The sequence below is a fragment of the Verrucomicrobiales bacterium genome, assembly GCA_016793885.1.
GTDB lineage: Bacteria > Verrucomicrobiota > Verrucomicrobiia > Limisphaerales > UBA11320 > UBA11320.
The window spans coordinates 1-20842 of record JAEUHE010000208.1 but is presented as its reverse complement, the minus strand read 5'-3'; the positions used below and the strand labels follow the sequence as shown (position 1 = coordinate 20842).

The 20842-nt window shown below is 59.1% G+C and carries 16 protein-coding genes and 1 riboswitch; of the genes, 8 read left to right on the top strand and 8 right to left on the bottom strand.

What is annotated here, in order from left to right:
* Nucleotides 1-198 precede the first annotated feature (198 nt).
* Genes JNN07_23910 through JNN07_23895 form a run of 4 tightly spaced genes read right to left on the bottom strand, consistent with a single transcriptional unit; the run spans nucleotide 199 to nucleotide 2594 of the window.
* A complete protein-coding gene (locus tag JNN07_23910; GenBank protein ID MBL9170799.1) occupies nucleotides 199-690 on the bottom strand; it encodes a hypothetical protein in 492 nt (163 codons plus the stop codon).
* Nucleotides 691-696: 6 nt separating this feature from the next.
* Complete coding sequence (locus JNN07_23905; GenBank protein MBL9170798.1) at nucleotides 697-993, bottom strand: NIL domain-containing protein; 297 nt, start codon at nucleotides 991-993, stop codon at nucleotides 697-699.
* 49 nt (nucleotides 994-1042) lie between these two features.
* A complete protein-coding gene (locus JNN07_23900) occupies nucleotides 1043-1318 on the bottom strand; it encodes a MoaD/ThiS family protein (GenBank protein ID MBL9170797.1) in 276 nt (91 codons plus the stop codon).
* Nucleotides 1319-1328: 10 nt separating this feature from the next.
* On the bottom strand, nucleotides 1329-2594 hold the full coding sequence (locus JNN07_23895; protein MBL9170796.1) for a threonine synthase: 1266 nt from the start codon (nucleotides 2592-2594) through the stop codon (nucleotides 1329-1331).
* A 109-nt stretch (nucleotides 2595-2703) separates the two neighbouring features.
* A riboswitch (SAM riboswitch) is annotated at nucleotides 2704-2836 on the bottom strand.
* A 707-nt stretch (nucleotides 2837-3543) separates the two neighbouring features.
* Between JNN07_23895 and JNN07_23890 the strand changes: the two genes are divergently transcribed.
* The 4 genes from JNN07_23890 to JNN07_23875 all read left to right on the top strand — a co-directional run bounded on the left by JNN07_23890 (nucleotide 3544) and on the right by JNN07_23875 (nucleotide 10692).
* A complete protein-coding gene (locus JNN07_23890) occupies nucleotides 3544-5061 on the top strand; it encodes a hypothetical protein (GenBank protein ID MBL9170795.1) in 1518 nt (505 codons plus the stop codon).
* Between the two features lie 438 nt (nucleotides 5062-5499).
* Entirely contained in the window at nucleotides 5500-6447 is a 948-nt protein-coding gene (locus JNN07_23885) for a PEP-CTERM sorting domain-containing protein (GenBank protein MBL9170794.1), read from the top strand.
* Between the two features lie 428 nt (nucleotides 6448-6875).
* Nucleotides 6876-8678, top strand: coding sequence for an aspartate--tRNA ligase (gene aspS / locus JNN07_23880; GenBank protein ID MBL9170793.1), 1803 nt, complete (start codon nucleotides 6876-6878; stop codon nucleotides 8676-8678).
* 280 nt (nucleotides 8679-8958) lie between these two features.
* A complete protein-coding gene (locus JNN07_23875; GenBank protein ID MBL9170792.1) occupies nucleotides 8959-10692 on the top strand; it encodes a GAF domain-containing protein in 1734 nt (577 codons plus the stop codon).
* 67 nt (nucleotides 10693-10759) lie between these two features.
* Here the strand turns inward: JNN07_23875 and JNN07_23870 are convergent, their stop codons facing one another.
* A complete protein-coding gene (locus JNN07_23870) occupies nucleotides 10760-12250 on the bottom strand; it encodes a carbohydrate porin (GenBank protein MBL9170791.1) in 1491 nt (496 codons plus the stop codon).
* A 320-nt stretch (nucleotides 12251-12570) separates the two neighbouring features.
* Between JNN07_23870 and JNN07_23865 the strand changes: the two genes are divergently transcribed.
* Nucleotides 12571-12915 (top strand): hypothetical protein, encoded by a 345-nt coding sequence (locus JNN07_23865; protein ID MBL9170790.1) that lies wholly within the window; start codon nucleotides 12571-12573, stop codon nucleotides 12913-12915.
* Nucleotides 12916-13129: 214 nt separating this feature from the next.
* Here JNN07_23865 and JNN07_23860 read toward each other — a convergent pair whose 3' ends face one another.
* The gene (locus JNN07_23860; protein ID MBL9170789.1) at nucleotides 13130-14020 is read right to left on the bottom strand and encodes a carbon-nitrogen hydrolase; all 891 of its coding nucleotides are present in this window, start codon (nucleotides 14018-14020) and stop codon (nucleotides 13130-13132) included.
* Nucleotides 14017-15066 (bottom strand): serine/threonine protein kinase, encoded by a 1050-nt coding sequence (locus tag JNN07_23855; GenBank protein ID MBL9170788.1) that lies wholly within the window; start codon nucleotides 15064-15066, stop codon nucleotides 14017-14019. The genes JNN07_23860 and JNN07_23855 overlap by 4 nt, the downstream gene beginning before the upstream one ends.
* A gap of 280 nt (nucleotides 15067-15346) precedes the next feature.
* Between JNN07_23855 and JNN07_23850 the strand changes: the two genes are divergently transcribed.
* Nucleotides 15347-16099, top strand: coding sequence for a superoxide dismutase (locus JNN07_23850; protein ID MBL9170787.1), 753 nt, complete (start codon nucleotides 15347-15349; stop codon nucleotides 16097-16099).
* 431 nt (nucleotides 16100-16530) lie between these two features.
* On the opposite strand, the gene JNN07_23845 is transcribed toward JNN07_23850, so the two are convergent.
* Complete coding sequence (locus JNN07_23845; protein MBL9170786.1) at nucleotides 16531-17589, bottom strand: DUF362 domain-containing protein; 1059 nt, start codon at nucleotides 17587-17589, stop codon at nucleotides 16531-16533.
* 185 nt (nucleotides 17590-17774) lie between these two features.
* On the opposite strand from JNN07_23845, the gene JNN07_23840 reads away from it, so the two are divergent.
* Complete coding sequence (locus JNN07_23840; protein ID MBL9170785.1) at nucleotides 17775-19706, top strand: tetratricopeptide repeat protein; 1932 nt, start codon at nucleotides 17775-17777, stop codon at nucleotides 19704-19706.
* 9 nt (nucleotides 19707-19715) lie between these two features.
* Nucleotides 19716-20624, top strand: coding sequence for an alpha/beta hydrolase (locus JNN07_23835; GenBank protein MBL9170784.1), 909 nt, complete (start codon nucleotides 19716-19718; stop codon nucleotides 20622-20624).
* Nucleotides 20625-20842: the final 218 nt, after the last annotated feature.

Genomic DNA, 20842 nt, shown 5'->3' with positions numbered 1-20842 from the left:
GGGATAAGTGACAAGTTTAAACCAGGACTTGACCTCGTCCGTGTCGAACGGTGACCCCGAGCGCAGTGGTGGTTACCCTCACCTTTCCCTCGTTCGCCCGCCCTATGGGCCGAGACGGCCCACACTACATTGATAGCGACGTCCGTCCCCGGAAGTTCTCCCGGCTCCCGAGCGCAGCGGGCGATACCTGAACCGAATTCAACCCGCTCGGTCCAGGCAATCGATGACCGTTTTGAGATGAAGGAAGAGCAGACCCAGATTCTCAGGAGCGTCCTCCGGATTCTCTTCGTAACCTTCCATCAACGCTTCGAGGACAGCGCCGAGCAAAGGGCCCTGAGGATAGGTCTTGATCAGGTTGGAGCAGACCGAAAGAAAGTCCACGTCCTCCTCATCTTCCATGTCATCCAGGAGCGCAAAATTGAGCTGTTCGGCCTCCTCCAATTCCTCGGGCTCCACTTGACGCAGTGGAAGCCGGGATCGGCTCATGACCTTGATCACCGAATAGCCGATCATGATCAAGAGCCCCTGTTCATCAGGGGGAAGCAACTGCTCATCCATCGCGAGGAGATAGGCGCAAACCGCCGGCTGCTCATCGAAGGCCTCCTGAAAGCGAGCCTCGCCTTGGTCGGCAGGAGTAGAAATCACCTCTTCCCAGACCTCAGAAACCACTTCCTTGGGGATCGTGTTCATAGTTGGCTAGCTCTCGATCACGTTAATCTCAACCGGCTCGACACTCACACCCTGCTTTTCCAACCAGGCCACCGCACTCTTGATGGTCGCCGAGGCCCCTTCCATCTCCAAACAGACAATCCCAATGTCCTCCGTCACGCTGGCCTGACGGATGTTGGTCACCACTTCAAACTTGTGCACCAACTCCCACATCACGGGGCGCGTGATCAGCCGCGGTGGGTAGGTCAGCCAAAACCGACGCTTCTCCTCGCGTCTGGCCGCAGCCGGACGAGCGCCGGAGGACTTCCGTTTCTTTTGTGCCATGGTAGGTAGGAGCTGGAGGTGAACGATGAGGTGAAAGGATGCCCAGGGCCTATCCTCCGGCGATCGCCGGAATGATGCTGACCTCGTCCCCGTCCTTGATGGCGGTATCCTGGTTTTGGAGAAACCGGATGTCCTCTTCATTGACGTAGACATTCACAAACCGACGGACACCGCCGGTTTCATCAATCAGCCGCTCTTTGATCCCGGGAAACTTCCCCTGCAACTCGGAGATGGCCCCGCCGATGGTGCCGGATTGGACCTCGATAATCTCCTCGTTGTTGGTCAGTTTGCGCAGAGGCGTTGGAATGCGAACTTTGACTGGCATAAGCTTCGGATTAAATGGTGGCAGGTGTGGAGGATTCTTCAGCGGTCAGCAAAGACTCAAATTCCCTCAAGCTGGGCCGAATTTCACGCGGAGCCCCCGTGTGGCCAATGACCGCATCGAGAGTCTTCAAACCGTTTCCAGTAACACACAAGACAACGGAATCCTTCGCCGGAATACGGCCCGAAGCAATGAGTTTCTTTGCCACCCCGACGGTCACGCCCCCCGCGGTCTCCGCAAAAATACCTTCGCACTCAGCCAAGAGTTTGATGCCTTCGCGAATCTCTGGGTCGGTTACATCTTCCGAAGAGGCATTGGTTTCCTTCATCACCTTCAGGGCGTAGAAGCCATCCGCGGGCGTGCCGATCGCCAGGGACTTGGCGATGGTGTTCGGCTTCACTGGCTTAAAGAAGTCGAGGCCCGCCTTCTGAGCCGCTGAGATGGGGTTACAACCGGTCGCCTGGGAACCATGCACCCGGTATTCGCTCTCCGGAACCAGTCCGAGCTTCGAGAACTCCTGGTAGCTCTTGTGAATCTTCGTGAGCAGGGAGCCTGAGGCCATCGGCACCACCGTATGTTGAGGGATTTTCCAGCCCAACTGCTCCATGATCTCGAAGCCCATGCTCTTGGACCCCTCGGCGTAATACGGCCTCATGTTCACGTTCACAAAGGCCCAGCCATACTTGCCGGCGATCTCGGCACAAAGGCGGTTGACCTCGTCATAGTGCCCCTTGATCGCGATCACATTCGCTCCATACACCAGCGAGTTCACAATCTTCCCCTGCTCCAGGTCCGCAGGAATGAAGACATAGGCTTTCAAGCCGGCGGCCGCTGCATTGGCGGCCACAGAATTGGCCAGGTTACCGGTCGAGGCACAGGCCACGGTAGTGAACCCGAGCTCACGAGCGCGACTCAGGGCCACGCTAACTACCCGGTCTTTGAATGAAAGGGTGGGGTAATTGACGGTGTCGTTCTTGATCCAAATCTCCCGAACGCCCAAGCGCTTGGCGAGACGATCTGCCTTGACCAGCGGCGTGAACCCCACCTGCGTGCCAACGGTCGGCTCCTTAGCCACCGGCAACAGCTCTCGATACCGCCACATCGTTTGCGGACGACTTTGAATCGTCTCGCGGGTGAGCACCTTCTTGATGGCCGCATAGTCGTACGCCACCTCCAGCGGACCAAAATCAAACTCACAAACGTGGGTTGCTCCCAACGGATACTCCCGACCGCACTCGCGGCACTTGAGCGCCTTCATGTAACCAGCTGTTGCCTGCATATCTTTGCCTTTCTCGGTAGCGTAGACTCAGTTGCGTAAAGGGGGGAGGAAAAACAAAACCCCTCCCCGATTCACGAGAAGAGGTTAGGCCTGCAAAAGCTGCGCGCTCTTCTCATTTGCCCCAGCAGAACCGCATAAAGCCGGTTCACCGGGCTGGAATTGGCACCTGGACGTCGCCTACGCTAGGCAACCGGTTGCCGTGGTGTCTTCGGGCCATTTCCCTCGACCACTCTTAATGAGCCGTTGCATCAACGGATACGGATATCATGATTCCGGGTTGGTAAATCTGTCAAATGGAAATTTGATCGGGAGGGAGCGGGGATTGTTTTGGGTGCGAGCAGCCGGGACCCTCTCCGGGGGTCCCCGAAAAGCTGTAGAGGGCTACAGCACTCCAAGACGCGTGGCACCGCGTTTGACGCTATGGAGTGCGGCAGACCTCTGCCGCTTTGGTCCCCACAGCGGAGCTGGGATCCTCCCTCCGGGGGTGCCCAAAAAGCTCTAGAGGGCTACAGCACTCCAGGACGCGTGGCACCGCGTTTGACGCTATGGAGTGCGGCAGACCTCTGCCGCTTTGGTCTCCACAGCGGAGCTGGGATCCTCCGTCCGGGGGTCCCCGAAAAGCTGTAGAGGGCTACAGCACTCCAAGACGCGTGGCACCGCGTTTGACGCTATGGAGTGCGGCAGACCTCTGCCGCTTTGGTCTCCACAGCGGAGCTGGGATCCCCCTCCGGGGGTGCCCGAAAAGCTGTAGAGGGCTACAGCACTCCAAGACGCGTGGCACCGCGTTTGACGCTATGGAGTGCGGCAGACCTCTGGCGCTTTGGTCTCCACAGCGGAGCTGGGATCCCCCTCCGGGGGTGCCCGAAAAGCTGTAGAGGGCTACAGCACTTCAAATTCCACCACGGTTACCCATTGACTCTCAAGGACCCTTTGGGGTGGACTACGACGCATGACTCCACAGCGCTCGCACCCACTCTGGATCGGTATCTTGTTAGGCATTCTGACCACGGTCACGGTTCAGGCCGAGGTCCGGTTGCACGGACTGTTTTCCGATCATATGGTTCTGCAGCGCAACACCTCGGTCCCTATCTGGGGCTGGGCGGATGAGGGAGAGAAGGTGGAAGTGAGCTTTCGAAAACAGAAGGTGACCACCGTGGCCAAGGACGGAAAATGGATGGTTAAGCTGTCAGCCCTCGAGGCCGGGGGACCGGACGAGCTGCGGGTGCGAGGACGGAACGAAGTTGTACTCCAGGATGTGCTCGTGGGGGAGGTCTGGGTAGCCAGCGGACAGTCGAACATGGAATGGTCGATGCGCTCCTCCTACCAACCGGAAACCGAGATCCCCAAAACCACGCAGCCCCAGCTGCGACTGTACACGGTTCCCAAACTGAAGGCCCTAACCCCAACCAATAACGTGCCTTCGTCCTGGAAGCTCTGCGTCCCGGAGAACACCCCGACTTTCTCAGCGGTGGGATATTACTTTGGTCGAGACCTGCAGCAGGCCCTCCAGGTACCCGTAGGCATCATCCACTCCTCATGGGGCGGTTCGCCGGCCGAAGTGTGGATGAGCGAACAGGCACTGGCAGGCAATCCGCGTTACAAGTCTGAAATCCTCGATGCCTATCCCGTCGCGTTACAGCGGTATCAGAACTCCCTGACAGGCTGGGAGAAAGAGCGCGATGCCGCCAAAGCGGCCGGAACTGAGTTTAAAAAGAACAAACCCAACCCGCCCTACTGGCGTCCCACCGAGCTCTATAACGGGATGATTGCCCCGCTGATTCCGTACGCCATCCAAGGCGCCATCTGGTATCAAGGCGAATCCAATGCCGACCGAGCGGAGCAGTACCGCTCGCTCTTCGCGGACATGATTCGCAACTGGCGTCAGGATTGGAGGCACAGGAACCTTGCGTTCCACCTGGTCCAACTGGCGCCTTTTCGTGACTATAAACCCGAACCTGCCGAAAGCACCTGGGCCGAACTGCGGGAGGCCCAATGGCTCGCGACGAAGAATCTGCGAAACGTCGGCATGGCGGTGATCACCGACATCGGCGATCAAAAGGATATCCATCCCAAGAAGAAGGAACCCGTCGGCGCACGGCTGGCGCTCGCCGCGCGACGAATCACGTATGGTGAAAAATTGGTTCATTCCGGGCCGGAGTACCGCTCCATGCGAAAGAAGAAAGGTGCGATCGTCCTCAGCTTTGACCACGTCGGCAAAGGCCTCATGGCCCAGGGCGGCGAACTCAAAGGATTCGCCATCGCTGGCAAAGATCGTAAATTCGTCTGGGCTCAGGCCAGGATCGAGGGAGACCGAGTGGTGGTCAGCAGCCCTCAAGTTCCTGAACCCGAAGCCGTGCGCTACGGATGGGCGGATTTCCCAGTCGTCAACCTCTGGAACGTCGACGGCCTGCCGGCCACCCCGTTCCGCACCGACGACTTTCCGATGATCACCGCGCCTAAGAAGTAGGTGAGGTTAGGTGACATTGAGGATTGGGTCGGCAATGGCCCATTGAGCCGCGACTCCGTCAAGGAGGCATAAGCGATGGAGGGCTCTCATCTTTACCCCAAAAAATGGGCACTCGACAAGCTGGCCAACGCCGGCGTTTCTCACTCTGTCGGAAGGGCCCGAACCCGGAGGGTTCCAAGAGATTTAGCCGGAGGTGCTCGCCCCTCCGGAACTGTTAAAAGTACGGAGCATCGCGCAGCGATCCCACCGGCTCCTGAGACTTGCGTCACCCGACTCACGGTCCGCCTTCGCCGGGAGCTAGGGGGCGACAAGCGCCTCCTGCAGGCCGTGATCCCCCCCGATTCTCCAAAACAGCTTGGCCCGTGAGCGCAAGCGAAAATCGTCTCCAATCTCTCAAGATTGGCATCCGACTCTCCGATGGCATGAGGAGAGAAGTATATGAAAAGGACGTCAAATTGGAGGAAGTTGGTGCTGTTGGCCACTGCGTTCAGCGGGGCCACAACTTACACCGAAGGAGCATTCAACATTGAGTTTGATTACTCCTATGACACCGGAGGGTTTTTCACAGCTCCCCGAAAAACACTGATGGAAAGTGTCGCCAGCCTGTTCGAGGCACGGATCGCCGACACCCTCGGAGCCATCACTCCAGGCGGGGGAAACACCTGGACCATCGAGTTTTACAATCCCGCCGACGGTACTCTCGCGACCGTGGTCGACCCCAGCATCAGCGCCGATACCCTCAAGGTCTATGTGGGCGCGCGTGCGATGGGCGGCGGAACCCTGGGAGTTGGCGGCTATGGCGGGGTGGCCACCGGATCCGGCTCGGGAGCATTTATTAACGCTGTCAGCACCCGCGGCGAAGCGGGAGCAACCGGCAACTCGAGCACCGCCACGGATTTCGCACCGTGGGGAGGCTCCATCTCCTTCAACTCCGGATCCTCCTGGTACTTCGACACCGACCCGTCCACCACGGAAAGCTTCGCCGGACAGAACGACTTCTACTCCGTAGCACTCCACGAACTGGGTCACGTTCTGGGAGTTGGAACCGCATTGTCTTGGGAACACTATGTGAACGGCAGCCACGAATTTACCGGTCCCAATGCGACCACGGTCTATGGCGGGAACGTGCCGCTCGAGACCGATGATGCCCACTGGCAAGACGGCGTCGATAGTTACCTTCCGGGCCCAGGCAGCCTCCAAGAAACCGCCATGGATCCCACCATCACCACCGGCACTCGCAAGCATCTGACCGAACTGGATCTTGCTGCGCTGAAAGATATTGGGTGGGAAATCGCCACCATCCCCGAACCGAACTCCGTTGTGCTCATGGGCCTGGGGAGCTTGGGGTTCTATTTGTTGATTCATCGACGGAATCGGAAAGCCTAAGGCCACAACGATTTAACGCTCGCAACAGCCGGAGGGCATTCGTCCTCCGGCTGTTTTCGTTTCCATTATCGAGTGCGGCAGCCCTCTCCCGCCTTTACCCCCAAAAATGGGGACTAGACAATTCGGACATGACCGCAGTTTTTCACCTGGGTGTTAGCGGGCCCGAACCCGCAGGGTTCGTAGACATTAGCCGGGGGTGCCGGCACCCCCGGAACCGTTAGAAAGATCGAGCATCGCGCAGCGATGCCACCGGCCGTCTAGTCCGCGTTTTCGGAGGTAAAGACGAGAGCCCTCGGCCGCTTTCGCCACCCGACGGAGTCGTGATCCCCCTTCCCACCCACTTCAGTTCACCCCCACCCCCAAATAGAGCACGATTTTGATTTTGAATTCCTCGCCGAAAGCAGCGACGATCGCTTTTCAATTTTGTCATGAAACGCACACATCACTGCAATGAGCTCCGGATGGAACATGCCGGTCAGTCTGTCACCTTGGTCGGTTGGGTCCACTCTCGGCGAGATCTGGGAGGTGTGTTATTCATCGATATACGAGATCGGGAAGGCCGCACTCAAACCGTGTTTGACCCCTCCGATTTGGACAAGGCGATCTGCGACAGCGCCGCCGCGCTCCACAGCGAGAGCGTCATCCAGGTCACTGGGAAGGTCCGCCAACGTCCACAAGGGACCGAAAACACCAAGATCCAGACCGGTCAAGTCGAAGTCCTGGTCAAGGAGCTGGTCGTCCTGAACCAGGCGGATGTCCTGCCTTTCCCGGTGGACGATCCCGAAGTGGCCAACAAGGTCAACGAGGAGCTCCGCCTGAAATACCGCTATCTCGACCTGCGTCGTCCCGAAATGGCACGCAACCTCCGGCTCCGCTCCAAGGTAGCCACCGCCTCGCGCGTCTTCCTCGACGAGCAAGGCTTCCTCGAGGTCGAGACCCCTACCCTGTTCAAGTCCACCCCGGAAGGCGCGCGCGAGTTCCTGGTCCCGAGCCGCGTGCACCCTGGACAGTTCTACGCGCTGCCCCAGTCTCCCCAGCAGTTTAAGCAGATCCTCATGGTCGCTGGTGTGGAGCGCTATTTCCAGCTGGCTCGGTGCTATCGCGATGAAGATCTGCGCGCCGATCGTCAGCCTGAGTTCACTCAGGTGGATATCGAGATGAGTTTCATCGAGCGGGAGGATCTCTATGCCCTTATCGAAGGACTGCTCAAGCGGGTGTGGAAAACCGCCCTGGGCATGGACATCCCGACGCCCTTCAAGCGCATCAGTTTCGAAGAGGCGCTGAACCGCTACGGCATCGACAAACCCGATTCAAGGTTCGGCATGGAATTGGTGGACTTCACCGAGGACTTCCGCAGCAGCAGTTTCAAGGTGTTCAGCGGAGCGATCCAAAACGGCGGAGTGGTCAAAGCCATCAATGCCAAGGGCCTCGCCTGCGCCACCCAGGGCCAGATCGAGACCATGACGGAATACGCCAAGAGTTTCGGAGCCAAAGGGCTGGCCTTTATCAAAGTCGAAGGCGGCGAATGGAAGTCGCCGATCGTTAAGTTTTTCACCGAAACCGAAAAAGCAGCGCTCAAGACCAAGTTGGCCATCGAAGAGGGAGATCTGATTCTCTTCGCCGCCGACCAATGGCTCAACGCCTGCGAGATTCTCGGCAAGATCCGCCTCTATTGCGCCGAGGTGCTGAAGGGCCAGGGCAAGCTGACCATCGATCCGACTCGCTTCGATTTCATGTGGGTGATCGAGTTCCCCCTGCTCAGCTTCGACAAGGAAATGAATCGCTGGTACTCCAGTCACCATCCCTTCACCGCTCCCGTGGCGGAGGATATCCCTCTGCTCAAAACCGACCCCAAGAAGGTTCGAGGCCAGCATTACGACATCGTGGTCAACGGTGTGGAACTCGGCGGCGGAAGCATCCGAATCCATCAGCCGGACGTGCAGAAAACCATTTTCGAAGAGATTCTTCAGATCCCAGCCGAAGAAACCCAGGCACGTTTCGGCTACATGCTGGAAGCGTTCCGCTACGGCGCGCCACCCCATGGAGGAATCGCGCTGGGTTTTGATCGCCTGTGCGCCATCCTGTGCAACACCACCAGTATCCGGGATGTCATAGCCTTCCCGAAGACCGCCAAGGGCGCTTGCCTGATGACCGATTCCCCGGCCCCCGCCACTCCGCGCCAACTGCGTGATCTCCATCTGGAGGTCAAGGCCGCAGCCAAGAAGGACTAGCAGGCCGTCAAACTTAGAATCTCGTAATGCAGGGGCCCCACCAGGGTTATTCCTTGGTTGAAAGGTTTTCTCAGCCTCGGCCTGCTAGAGAGATTTAGTTAGGGATCCGCATCTCAATCCGTGAGATGGGTGCAATCCGCGGTTCATCGACCGCCGAGGGCCAGGAACTCCACACACATTCGTTCCCTTCATCCCTTCGATCCGCTTCGTTCAACATCAAGGCGATCCAGGCAACGCATCGCCCAATGTTTTCGGATGCCCCTATTCAAGCTCCCGAGTTCTGTCTATCGTGACTTGCGTGAACGACGAACTGGCAGATCTGAAGGCGCGGTACGAACGGCTGCAACTCCTGCACGATGTCAGCAACGCGATCCGCTCCTCCCTGGATCCTCAAGAAGCCATGGACCGAATCGTCAGCGAGGCCGTGCGGATCACTCACGCCTCCAGCGGTTCGGTCGTACTGATCAATCCCACCAATAACCTTCTCGAGATCCATGCCTCCTCAGGCCTCCCGATGGATGCCCAAAAGCTTCGGCTGAAGGTTGGAGAAGGGATCACGGGCTGGGTGGCCGAATACGGCAAGTCCGCCCGCGTTGGCGACATCAAGAAAGATCCTCGCTACGTCATGCTGAGGGAACACGTGCAGTCCGAACTCGCCGTTCCGCTCGCAGTGCAAGGGGAGATTCGCGGGGTGCTGAATGTGGATTCAGACCGATCCGATGCCTTCAGCCTGGCCGATGAGGAATTGCTGCAGGCGCTGGCCGACCAGGCGGCGAAGGTCATCCAGGACACTTGGCTGTATGCACAGCTCGGCCTCAAGGCGCGCTTGTTCGAGGCCTTGATCAACGTCAGCCAAACCATCAACACCACCATCAACCTCGATGAAGCATTGCGCGCGATCGCCCGCCAATCTGCCCTCTTAATGGAGGCAAAACTGTGCTCCCTGCTGCTCGTAGATCCGTCCGGAGAGTGGATGGACCTGAAGGCTTGCCACGGCGGCGGCAAAGCGTATCGAGAAAAACCGCGCCTGAGCGTCGAGGAGAGTCTGGTTGGAATTGTTTTGCGCCGGGGCAAGCCGGTTCAGGTGGAGAATGTCAAGACCTCCAATCGCTATCAACAAACCGAGGTCGCACGCCGCGAGGGCCTGACCTCTTTGCTGAGCGTGCCCCTGATCCATGAGCGCAAGTGCATCGGAGTTCTCAACATCTACAAAGGCGAGCGCTACAGCTTTTCGAACGAGGAAATCAAAATCGTATCGGCGCTAGCCGAGCTTTCCGCCATCGCCATTCGCAAAGCCCGGCTCTATGAACAGATTCTCGAGGTGGAGGAGGCGCTGCGGCAGAATGAAAAACTCTCGGCGCTGGGCCTCCTCGCGGCAGAAGTGGCGCACGAGATCAGGAATCCGCTAACCGTCATGAAGCTCCTCTATCACTCGCTGAACCTGCGGTTCCCGGAGCAGGACCCGCGATCGCGCGACGCTCAGATCATCAGTGAAAAGATGGAGCACTTGAACCGCATCGTGGAGCAGATCCTGACCTTCGCGCGGAGCGCCGAGCCTCAGTTCCGTCCCGTCGACGTTAACCGGCTCATTCAGGACCTCAATCTCCTGTTGCGGCATAAACTTCAGCAACATGGCGTGGAGGGCATGCTCGAACTCGCCTCAGACTTGCCGCTGGTCATGGCCGACGACGCCCAGATGGAACAGGTGTTCCTCAACCTGTCCCTCAACGCACTCCAGGCAATGCCTCAGGGCGGAAAACTGTTGATCCGAACGGAGCGCACTGCCACGCAGGTCGCCATCGTCTTTAAGGACAACGGAGTCGGGATGACCAGGGAGCAGAAGGACTATGCCTTCGGGTCCATTCTTCAATCGAGCAAACCGGGTGGAACGGGCCTCGGACTGGCAGTCGTGCAGCGGGTGGTTGAATCGCATCGCGCCGAACTGCAGATCGAATCGACACCCGGAGTCGGCACCACCGTCCGAATTCTCATGCCCACGGTTGAGTCTCTGTAGCGACGTCCGCCCTGGACGATGTCCCAGCCCCGGAGCGTAGCGGGCCGATGGGCCCACTATAGAGTGTCTAGAAGTCCAGATTGCTGCGCAGACCAACCAACAGACTGTCTGAAGTGGCGGAGGAACCGCCAGGGTGCACGATCCACCAGACGCTTGGCTGCAGGGTCCAGCCATCCATGATGGGCATTTGATAAGTCAGTTGAATCGCCAATTCGTAGTCCGGGAGAGTTGTGCCGGATCCGTTGAAAGCATTGTCGTCTGCGGCCAAACCTCGGACAGCGCTGCTGGTCTTGGCGTAAGAAAACGCCAACCCAGCGATATCATCACCACGACTGGGGATCAGCCCCTGATAATGTAAACCGCCTTCCAGGTAGTAGCTCACCACATTGCGATCGGATGGGCTTCCCCCGGCCCGCGCGAACAGCCCCAACCCTTGAGGCGCGTCCTTTTCCACCCGGTAGACCATTTGCTCCACTGCACCGTAAATCCCCCAGTTGCCACGATGGCTGGCCGCCACTCCCGTCGTGGCAGGATTGGCCAATGACAGCCCCGTGTTGTCGAGGCGTTGATCGTCGAACCGCTCGGTGTGATACCAGCCGCCAATCTTGGCGGTGCCAGGCAGGCCTCGGGCCTCACTATTTTGATTCCACAAAACGCCAGCCTCAGATATCAGAAACGCACCCTCACCCAGATTCCAGGTCACCCCATGCTTGTTGATGGAGTTGCCGTTGGCATCTCCCGGATCCGGATTTCCGTCAAAGAGCCCCAACCGGACGAAGGTCGATCCGGTAGGCTGGACTTCCAATCGCACACCAGGTGCAGCGATAGGATACGCCGGAGTTGGGGCGTTCATGGAAATCATGCCAGGCCAACCCGTGGTGCCATGTAGGAACAGGCCGCCATATTCTGTGCCGGCGAATTCCTCGTCCGCAGCCAACTGTCCCAGCCTCAAGGAGACCGCTCCGTCCAGGAAGGTTTGTTGAACCCACAGCTCGAACAAATAAACCGAATCGTAGGCGTCCAGGTTGCTCAGGGTCAGAGAATCGCCCGCCAACTTTTCGCTCGGGCTGTGGCCGTGCGCGTAGAGACCCGACACATGCCAGGAGCCACCTCTCCAACCGAGCAGTTTCTCGGCGTCAAAATCCAATCCCAGCTTGACCAAGCCCTCGTAGATCGCTCCACGTTTGACGCCGCCGGACACATTACCCACGACCTCGGACAAGTATTCAGCGGAGAAATCGAATCCCTTGGCAGACATGCGCTGCCGCCACTCGCTGAGGGACCCAATCAGTCGTGCCGGAGCGGACTCTTCCTCCGCCGCCTTCGTACCCTCTTCGCTCAACGCCGCAGCCTCGCCTTCAGCGGCCAGGCCGGTGGCCGGGAGGAAGCAACCCGCCCAGAAGGAACAGCAAATCGTCCACCATAGGCGTCGCGTCCTGGCGGAGGCAAGGCCATGCACCGGGAGAGGCCCATCAACTGTCTTGAAATCGTACGCCCGAAGGTTCGTGTGCTGCTTTTGGAAGTCGTCCATGTTGCGGTCCAAGCCATGTGTAGCCATACAATCTTTCATCCCTGAAGGTTCGGTAACCTCATCCTGATCCTAGTCCTAGCATGGCGGTTTCCTCCCGAGCTCTACGCTGGGTGCCACGCCCCCTTCTTGCCCATCGGCAGGGCAAGGGATGACTCTTAAGTAAGAACCCGGGACAAATGACGATCTTGAGTGACCGGACCGAGCGGACCGGGGCAACCCCGATAATTTCAACCGGGATTTCCGTTTTTGCTCTCCAAGGCCTGGATGATGTAAGCTAGATCATACCGGTGAAAGACAGGATGAGGACCAAGAGCCTCATCCCTGCTCAGCCGAGAACGCATACGCACATGAACAAACGCTTGCACACCCAGTTCAAACTCTGGAGCACCCTCTCCATCGCCGTCAGCCTCTCGCTGCTCGCCGACAGCGCCCAAGCCGTCCAGCGCACTCCCGAACGAAGCCTGGTTGGGGTGGTTGAATCGGTCGATGCCGCCAACAGCTCCGTGACTCTTAAGACGCAGGGGAAATCAGCGAAGACGATGACGGTCGGCATTCGGACCCAAACCGCGGTGCGAACGGGGGATGGTAAACGAGCGATGAGTTCCCAGATCGTTCCCGGCGCGACGGTGGAGGTGCGCTATCGCACTCATCTGTTCGGCGTTCCGCAAGCGAGCCGGATCCTGGTGCGCTGACTTTTTCGTGAGGGAGAGGGGGCGCGAGGAGTAACCGATGCCCCCGTAAACGCCGAAGTGGCAGGACCGCCCCGCCCATCGCGGAGCTGCCACTTGGCTATCCAGAGCCTGGGGCAGCAATGGGCTCGAGCGAGATCAGAACTATAAGCTCAATCGGATCGATCATCGATCAAGTCTCGCCCTACCGCCGTGACGATCGCTGAGCGGCTCTCACTCAGTCGATCAGTCGACGCGTGATGTCACCGTAGGCGTCAATGCGTCGATCACGGAGAAACGGCCAGTGCGTGCGGGTGACGTCCACCTTAGCAAGATCCACCGGAACAATCATCACTTCCTCACGATCCACACTCGCCTTGGCGAGGAGTTGTCCCGAGGTGCCGGCGACGAAACTTTGGCCCCAAAACTCGATCCCGTCTCCTCCGATGGGCTGCTCGAGACCAATCCGGTTCACAGCCGCCACATAGCACCCATTGGCCACGGCGTGACTGCGCTGGATGATCTCCCAGGCGCCATGCTGGTTGGTACCGTATTCGGCCTTCTCCTTGGGATGCCAGCCAATCGCAGTGGGATAGAACAAGATCTCGGCTCCCTGCATCGCAGTAAGCCGCGCCCCCTCCGGATACCACTGATCCCAGCAGATGAGCACACCAATTTTCCCGAAGCGGGTGTTCCACACCCGAAAACCCAGGTCTCCGGGGGTGAAATAAAATTTTTCGTAGAACAGCGGATCGTCGGGGATGTGCATCTTGCGGTAGATGCCCATCAGCGAACCATCGGCATCGATAATGACCGATGTATTGTGATAGAGACCCGATGCCCGTTTCTCGAACAGAGAAGCAATGATGACCACGCCATGCTTCTTCGCGAGCTTTTGAAACTTTTCGGTGGTGGGCCCCGGGATGGATTCCGCCAGTTTGAAGTAGTCGTGATCTTCGCACTGGCAAAAATACTGCGAACGAAACAGCTCCTGGGTACAGATGATATTGGCCCCTCGACGTGCCGCCTGCTCGGCGAGCCGAAGAGTTTTGGCAAGGTTAGGAGCAGGCTCCGCCACGCAGGCATGCTGGAGCAAGCCGAGCTGAACCACCGACGACGACTTTTTCATGGAGTCTTCTTCGAGATGGAACGGGCCGTGGCGCCTCCCGAACGAGCGACCGTGTTGCCCGAGCGGGCGGAAGCCGTCGTTCTGCCGCTGCGAACGGTCGAACCCGTCTTGCCAGCCAGCCGGGCGGTGGCCTCAATGATTTTGGTTCCCTGCTTCGATTGCGTGGCGGCGGCAGCCCCCTGTCGAACCCCGAAGAGACTGCGGATCAGCTTGCCCAAGGTTTCGTTCGTGGGCCCATAGCCACCGTGGTAGATGTAGTGCTCCAATTCATAGAGCATTTCATCCGCATCCGGATACCTCTGAGCCAGCTTTCGAGACAAGGCCCGCTGCAGGATCTGATTCAATCGATCGTCAATCCGACGGTCCAGGGTCCGGAAATCAGGAATCGGCATCGAGATGATGCGCTGCCGCGATTTCTCCGCAGTCGAATCCTTGAAAATGTTGTAGCCCAGAACCAAGGTTCCCAGCACCACACCGAGCGAGAACAGGTCGGAGCGCTTATCCGTAATCTGAAAATCCGCCTGCTCAGGGCTCATGAAATCCGCCTTGCCCGCGACCACTTCACCCTCATTGTCGGTCAAGAACCCGCGCGCCTTCGCGATGCCGAAGTCGGTGAGCTTCACATCGCCCTCAAACGCGATCATGATGTTCTTGAAGCTGACATCGCGATGAACAATCCCCAGAGGACGGCCGTTCTTGTCGGTCTTCGAATGCGCGTAAGCAAGCCCGCGCGCCACTCGGCTCGCGATAAACACCGCATTCTCCACCGGCAACACGCGCCGCTTTTCCTTCAATTGCGCACAAAACTGCTCCAGGTTGACGCCCCGGATCAGTTCCATCGCAATGAAGAAGCTGCCGGAGTATTCCCCCAAATGGTAGGTTTGGACAATGTTGGTATGGATCAGGTCCGCCACCAATTTGGCTTCGCCCACAAAATTCTCAATGAACTGAGCCTGGGAGGCGAAGTTTTGGCGAATAACCTTAATGGCCACTCGCTTCAAGAACTCCTGGGCACCCGTCTGCTCGGCCTCGTAGACAATTCCCATGCCGCCCTCAAAGATCTTGCGGACGATATGGTACCGGATCTGGTTTTCGATGGTGAAAAGGACAGACACAGGCCGGATGTTCCTTCAAGCATCCATCAAGTCAAGACCTGTGTTGAGGGGCGGAGAAAAAACAGTTCGCCGATCAGGGCTTGGCAAGCGACCAGGTTGTGCCAAGTTAACGCCGATCTCGCACGCTTTGAACGGGCACAAGTCGCTAGGCTTGCGAGTGGACTCGACCATAAACCCGCGTCCATCGGGACGCATTTTCTGAGCACTAGTTATGATGACACGACGCAAGGCCCTCAAAACCACCGTCGGCAGCGCCATGGCCCTAAGCCTCTTGCCGCAGACCTCCACCGTGCTGTCAGCCCAGCCTGCGGCGACCGCGCCCGCCGCAACCGGCCCCTTCAGCCTGGCGAAACTGCCCTATGCTTACGACGCACTCGAGCCACACATCGATGCCCGTACGATGGAGATTCATCACAGCAAACATCACGCGTCCTACGTCACCAACCTGAACAAAGCAGTCGCCGGCAAGCCTGAGCTTCTCGGGACTGTGGGCGAGGACCAGAATAAAGCCCTGGAGGAGTTGATTCGCGGCCTGCACCGCTGGCCGGCAGAGGTTCGAACCGCCATCCGAAATCATGGGGGCGGCACCTACAATCACAATCTGTTCTGGCAAATGCTGAGCAAGACCGGCGGTGGGGAGCCCAAAGGAGAGGTCCTCGGTGCCATCGACAAGAGCTTCGGAGGTTTCTCAAAGTTTAAGGAAGAGTTTACCAAAACCGCGCTAGGCCAGTTCGGCAGCGGCTGGGCCTGGCTGCTCTGGAATGGATCCAAACTGGAAGTCAAAGGCATGCCCAACCAGGACGCCCCGGTCCTACCCGGACAAACGGCACTCCTAGGTATCGACGTGTGGGAGCATGCCTACTACTTGAAGTATCAGAACCGACGAGCCGACTATATCAACGCCTTCTACAACGTGGTGAATTGGGACTTCGTCCAGGCACGCTTGGCCGCTGCCAAAGCCTGAGCGCCCCCGGCGAAATCCCGCAATCGCAGGGGCGCCCACGGACCACGCGGACCGCACGGATCTGGAGAGGGACCTACTCTCTCCATGAACTTTTTCCTCTCCGCGCTCTCCGCGCCTCCGCGAGGGATTCCGGCAGTCCTTCCGAGTCAGGGGAGGGATCTTTTCTCGCGGAGGCGCGGAGAACGCGGAGGAGCACTCAATCAGTGAGAGCCGACGGATCGTGCCGATCAGCCCGATCATAGCCAGGTCCCCTCCATGAACCAAGCCTCGTCACCTCGGCTCCTACAAGGCTCGAATGGAAAGCCGAGACAACCTCCAAGGAAGCGTTTTGCCCACGGAACCCAGAGTCGGAGGGCCTTTTTCTTTTCCATCCGAGTCATCCGAGAAATCCGTGGTTAAGACTCCCTCTCATCGGATCGGACGGACGCGGGTCAGTTTCGGTCGGTCTGAATCCGCTTTGGATCCGCGACGCCCAGCTGCAACAGCGGAGCATTTTCACGATACAAACGATCGACCAAGGCGGTCACATTGGTTGAGGAAGTGATCTGGTGGAACTCCCGAAGGCCGGCGAGTTCCTTGAGGGAAAGAACGTCCAGGGCCACCGGATCGCGACTGAATCGGAGCTCGTTCAGCGCCGTAGCGTAATGAAGCAAGGGCTGACTCTCGCCTTGATACTGAGCGATGAGCGCGTCCACCACATTCAACACCACCTTATCGAGAACGTTCTCCTGGGCATACAACTCCGGGATCACATCCGCCAGACGTTCGGGCGAGCTCTCGAAGCGCTGAATGTTATCCACACTGCCCAGAGCCAAGGTGTAAAGACACCCAGAAACCCCAGCACGATAATGGTTCAGCAAGGACGGAACATTCACGATCTTTGTGATCTCCTTGGTGATCAGGCGGGTCGAGAAAGAGCGTTTGCCCACCTCCTCCCCCGTTCGGTTAAACTCATGATCGGTCCAGGCCAAGTGACCCAAGGCAAAGTTGGTGTAGGCCACGCTCTCGTCATACCCGGCTTGATGAGCGCTCAGGACCCGCACTCCCAGCTGCTTACCCACCTCGTTGAAACCGGCCGACAGCAGATCTGCGCTGAGACGATCCCAGATCACCACCTGGCTGGGCTTCAAGCCGGCGGCTAGAAGCGACTCGGCTAACGCAGCGGCAACCTCCGGCCGGGTCCCGGCCAATCCGGCAGCAGCGTTCACCTTGATTCCGACCACGTCCTGAGTGGTAATAAGACTCATCCAGGCGGCCTGGACCGTGGCTTTTCCGGTCAGCCGCGTCAGCCCCCGGGAAACCAGCTCACGAACTCGGTCGGACCGGGGCCGAAATGCATCCGTGGCCAGGGCATCGTGCACCACGACGACCCGGGCAGTGGCTGGCTCCGTTACGGGAGACTCGGCACCACGAGAAATCCCGGCGACCCAGGAAAATGCTAGGGCCGCCGCAAGCACCCAACCAAAGATGTGGCTACGACGTATATCCATCACTATTTAAGGGCGGGTTTCTTGACACCCCGCGCTTCTGAGTGTTACCACGAGCGAACGTCGTGACCAACAAAAAACCAGGTCCAAACTCAGGGGAAAGGAAGTGCCCGTCGTCCTCGGCAGGCACCGTGCACGCTGACCTGTTGCCGCCGCCGCGATGGCAGGTCGCCAGAGGCGCGGTCGGAATGCTTGTGCTTAGCTGCCTCTTTTGGACGGGATGCGAGCCGCAAGGCCCGAAAGCACTCCTCGAAGGCGAGCGCGTGCTGAAGCAAGAGCGCTACAATGAGGCGATCGCCCTCTTCCAGCTCGCCACCGAAAAGATCCCCCGGGAAGCCCGCGCCTGGAACCTGTTAGGCCTGGCCTACCAGGGTGCTGGATTGTCCTCCGAAGCAGCCCAGGCCTACTCCAAAGCCTTGGCCCTGGACCACAAATTGTCCGCCGCCCACTACAACCTCGGTTGTTTGTATTTGGAGCAGGACCAAACCCAGCTGGCAGTTACGGAACTCACCGCGTTCACCCTGCTGCAACCCAGAGCGGTCGAGGGATGGCTGCGGCTTGCATCCGCACAAACCCGGGTCAACCGACTGGACGCGGCCGAAGTTTGCTATCGCAACGCTCTCACCCTCGTCCCGAAGCATCCCGAAGCGCTCAATGGCATGGGCTATGTCTCCGTAAGTCGACGACGCTACATCGAGGCAATCCAATATTTTCAGATCGCCCTGGCTGAGTCTCCCAACTACGGGCCGGCTCTCCTGAATCAAGCGGTTGTGACTCATCGACACCTCAATCAGCGAGTCACCGCCCTGCAGAAATATCGAGCCTACCTGGCCTTGCAACCGCGTCCGGACAATTGGGAAGCGGTCAATCAGGTGGCCCAGAACCTGGCCGATGAGCTCGCGGGTTCCAATCGCGCCCCAGCCCCGACCGCGCTCACCAATACGGTCTACCGCACCAATCCGGCACCGACCGCAGCCTCCTTAGCCAACAACACCCCCCGAACCGTTGTCACGCAAAGCCTAACCGCCGTCCAGGCACCCGTCGTGGTTCCTCCGAGCCGTTCGGCCGCCGGACAACCCGCTACAGCTACCCCAACGGCCACGCCTCCGGCTGCCCTTAGACCGACCGCCTCTCTACCCCCGCAACCCGCGCCCCCACCCGCATCGGTCACCCCCACGACACCTGCGCCATCAACCGCAGCTGTGGCGCCTTCGCCCGTCCGCGAGACGGTCCCACCACCGCCGGAAGTGGTCATCTCCGATGTGGGACGCGAAATTAACATCAAGCCGGCCGCGGATCCCGTTCTGCCTCCTCCTCAACCCGGAAGCAGGCCGGCGACTGCGATCGCCTCAGGCTCACCCGCCGCAGCGGCAGCCCCGAGTGTCGCACCTCAAAAGACCGCGCCCGCTCCGGTCGCGGCCAATGACGATCGACCCGGATTCTTCCAGCGCCTCAATCCCTTCCGCTCACGCCCGAAAAACGACCCACCGCTCCCTGCTTCTGTCCGGGCGGATCCCCCGCGCTCCGCTACCCCCGCCAACGCCGCGCGCGAGATTTCTGCGACTCAGGGGCAAGCCACGCTGGCCGATGCCTTGCCTACGGAAGGATTCCCCCGCTACGCATATCGCCAAGCGATCCGCCCCAACGCGGGGGATCGCCAAAAGGCGGCAGAATTGGTCAACAAGGGCATTCTCGCCCATCGCGACCGCCGAGCCGAGGAGGAGATCAACTTCTACCGCAGCGCCACCCTGGTCGACCCCTCCAATTACGACGCTTTCTTCAACCTGGGACTCGCGTCCGCCGAACAAGGGGACTGGACGACAGCGCTGCACGCCTACGAACAGGCTCTGAACATCGATCCAGATTCGGTGAACGGTCGCTATAACTTCGCCGCCGCACTGCGCCAGTCCAACTACCCCATCGACGCCGCGCGCGAACTGGAGGCCATCCTCCAAACCCGACCGGATGACGGAAAAACCTTGCTGGCGCTCGGCAACCTCTACGCTCAAAGATTCAAACAGAACCGTACCGCGCGATACTACTACCTACGAATGTTGGAGGCCGAGCCCAACCATCCCAAGGCTGCCGAGGTCAGGTTCTGGCTCACTTCCAATCCTTAGGCCCGCATCATGACGATTCCACGTGGGATTAAGATCGCCCTCAAATGGCTGGCCGGGACGCTTCTGCTCGTCGCCTTGTTCATCGGTGGCGTCTGGTGGTATTTCCATCCCACTTACACCCGGCAAAACGGAATCGTGTATGGAATGCGACAGGGCTATCCGCTCACCATCGATCTGGTAAAGCCGTCTGATCCCAACGGGCTCGGAGTGCTCTTTCTGGTGAGCGGCGGGTGGAAATCGGGCACCAACAGCTTCAAACCGTGGATGACCGCGCCCTTGCTCCGGCGCGGTTACACTGTCCTGGCCGTATCGCATCTGTCGCAACCCAAAGCCACGATCATGGAGATCGTCCAGGACATGCACCGGGCCACGCGCTTCATCCGTTACCACGCCAAGGAGTATGGGATCGATCCCGACCGGTTGGGCGTCAGTGGCGGTAGCGCCGGCGGACATCTCAGCCTGATGCTGGCAACTCGAGGTGGTCCCGGGGCTCCCGATGCCGCGGAACCTTTCGAACGCGAAAGCAGCGCGGTCCAGGCCGCCGCGATCTTCTATCCGGTGACCGACCTCATCAACCTCGGCTCATCAACCGAAAACCTGGGCGACGGTGGGCCGCCGAAAAGCTTTGTGAAAGGCTTCGGTCCGAACAGCACCAATCTGTCGGTCTGGAAGCCCATCGGCCACGACCTCTCCCCCATCTTCCACGTCCACTCGAATTTGCCTCCCACCCTCATCCTCCATGGCGGTGCCGATACCCTCACTCCGCTGGATCAATCCGAACGCTACCAAGCCGCGGCTCGAGCCATGGGGCAGACCGTCGAGGTGATTGTCCGGCCCGGCAAGAAACACGGCTGGCTCACCATGGTATGGGACGTCCGTCTCCTCGCCGATTGGTTCGATCGCTATCTAAAGAAGTGAAGCGGTCCGAGGAGGCGTATAGTTCTGATCTCCTGCAGCCCTCTCTGAGTATTACTTACAAGGTCAGAGCGCTTCGGTCCCTATCCCAACGGGATTGCGCCTCAAAGCCCAGACATCTGAGTTACTCCGGCAAGGGTTTTTAGTTTTTTTGTTCACCGGAAAGTGAGTTCGATTGGAGCGTTGGCGCCGATGTTTTTGGCCCACGCTTTTTCAAGAGT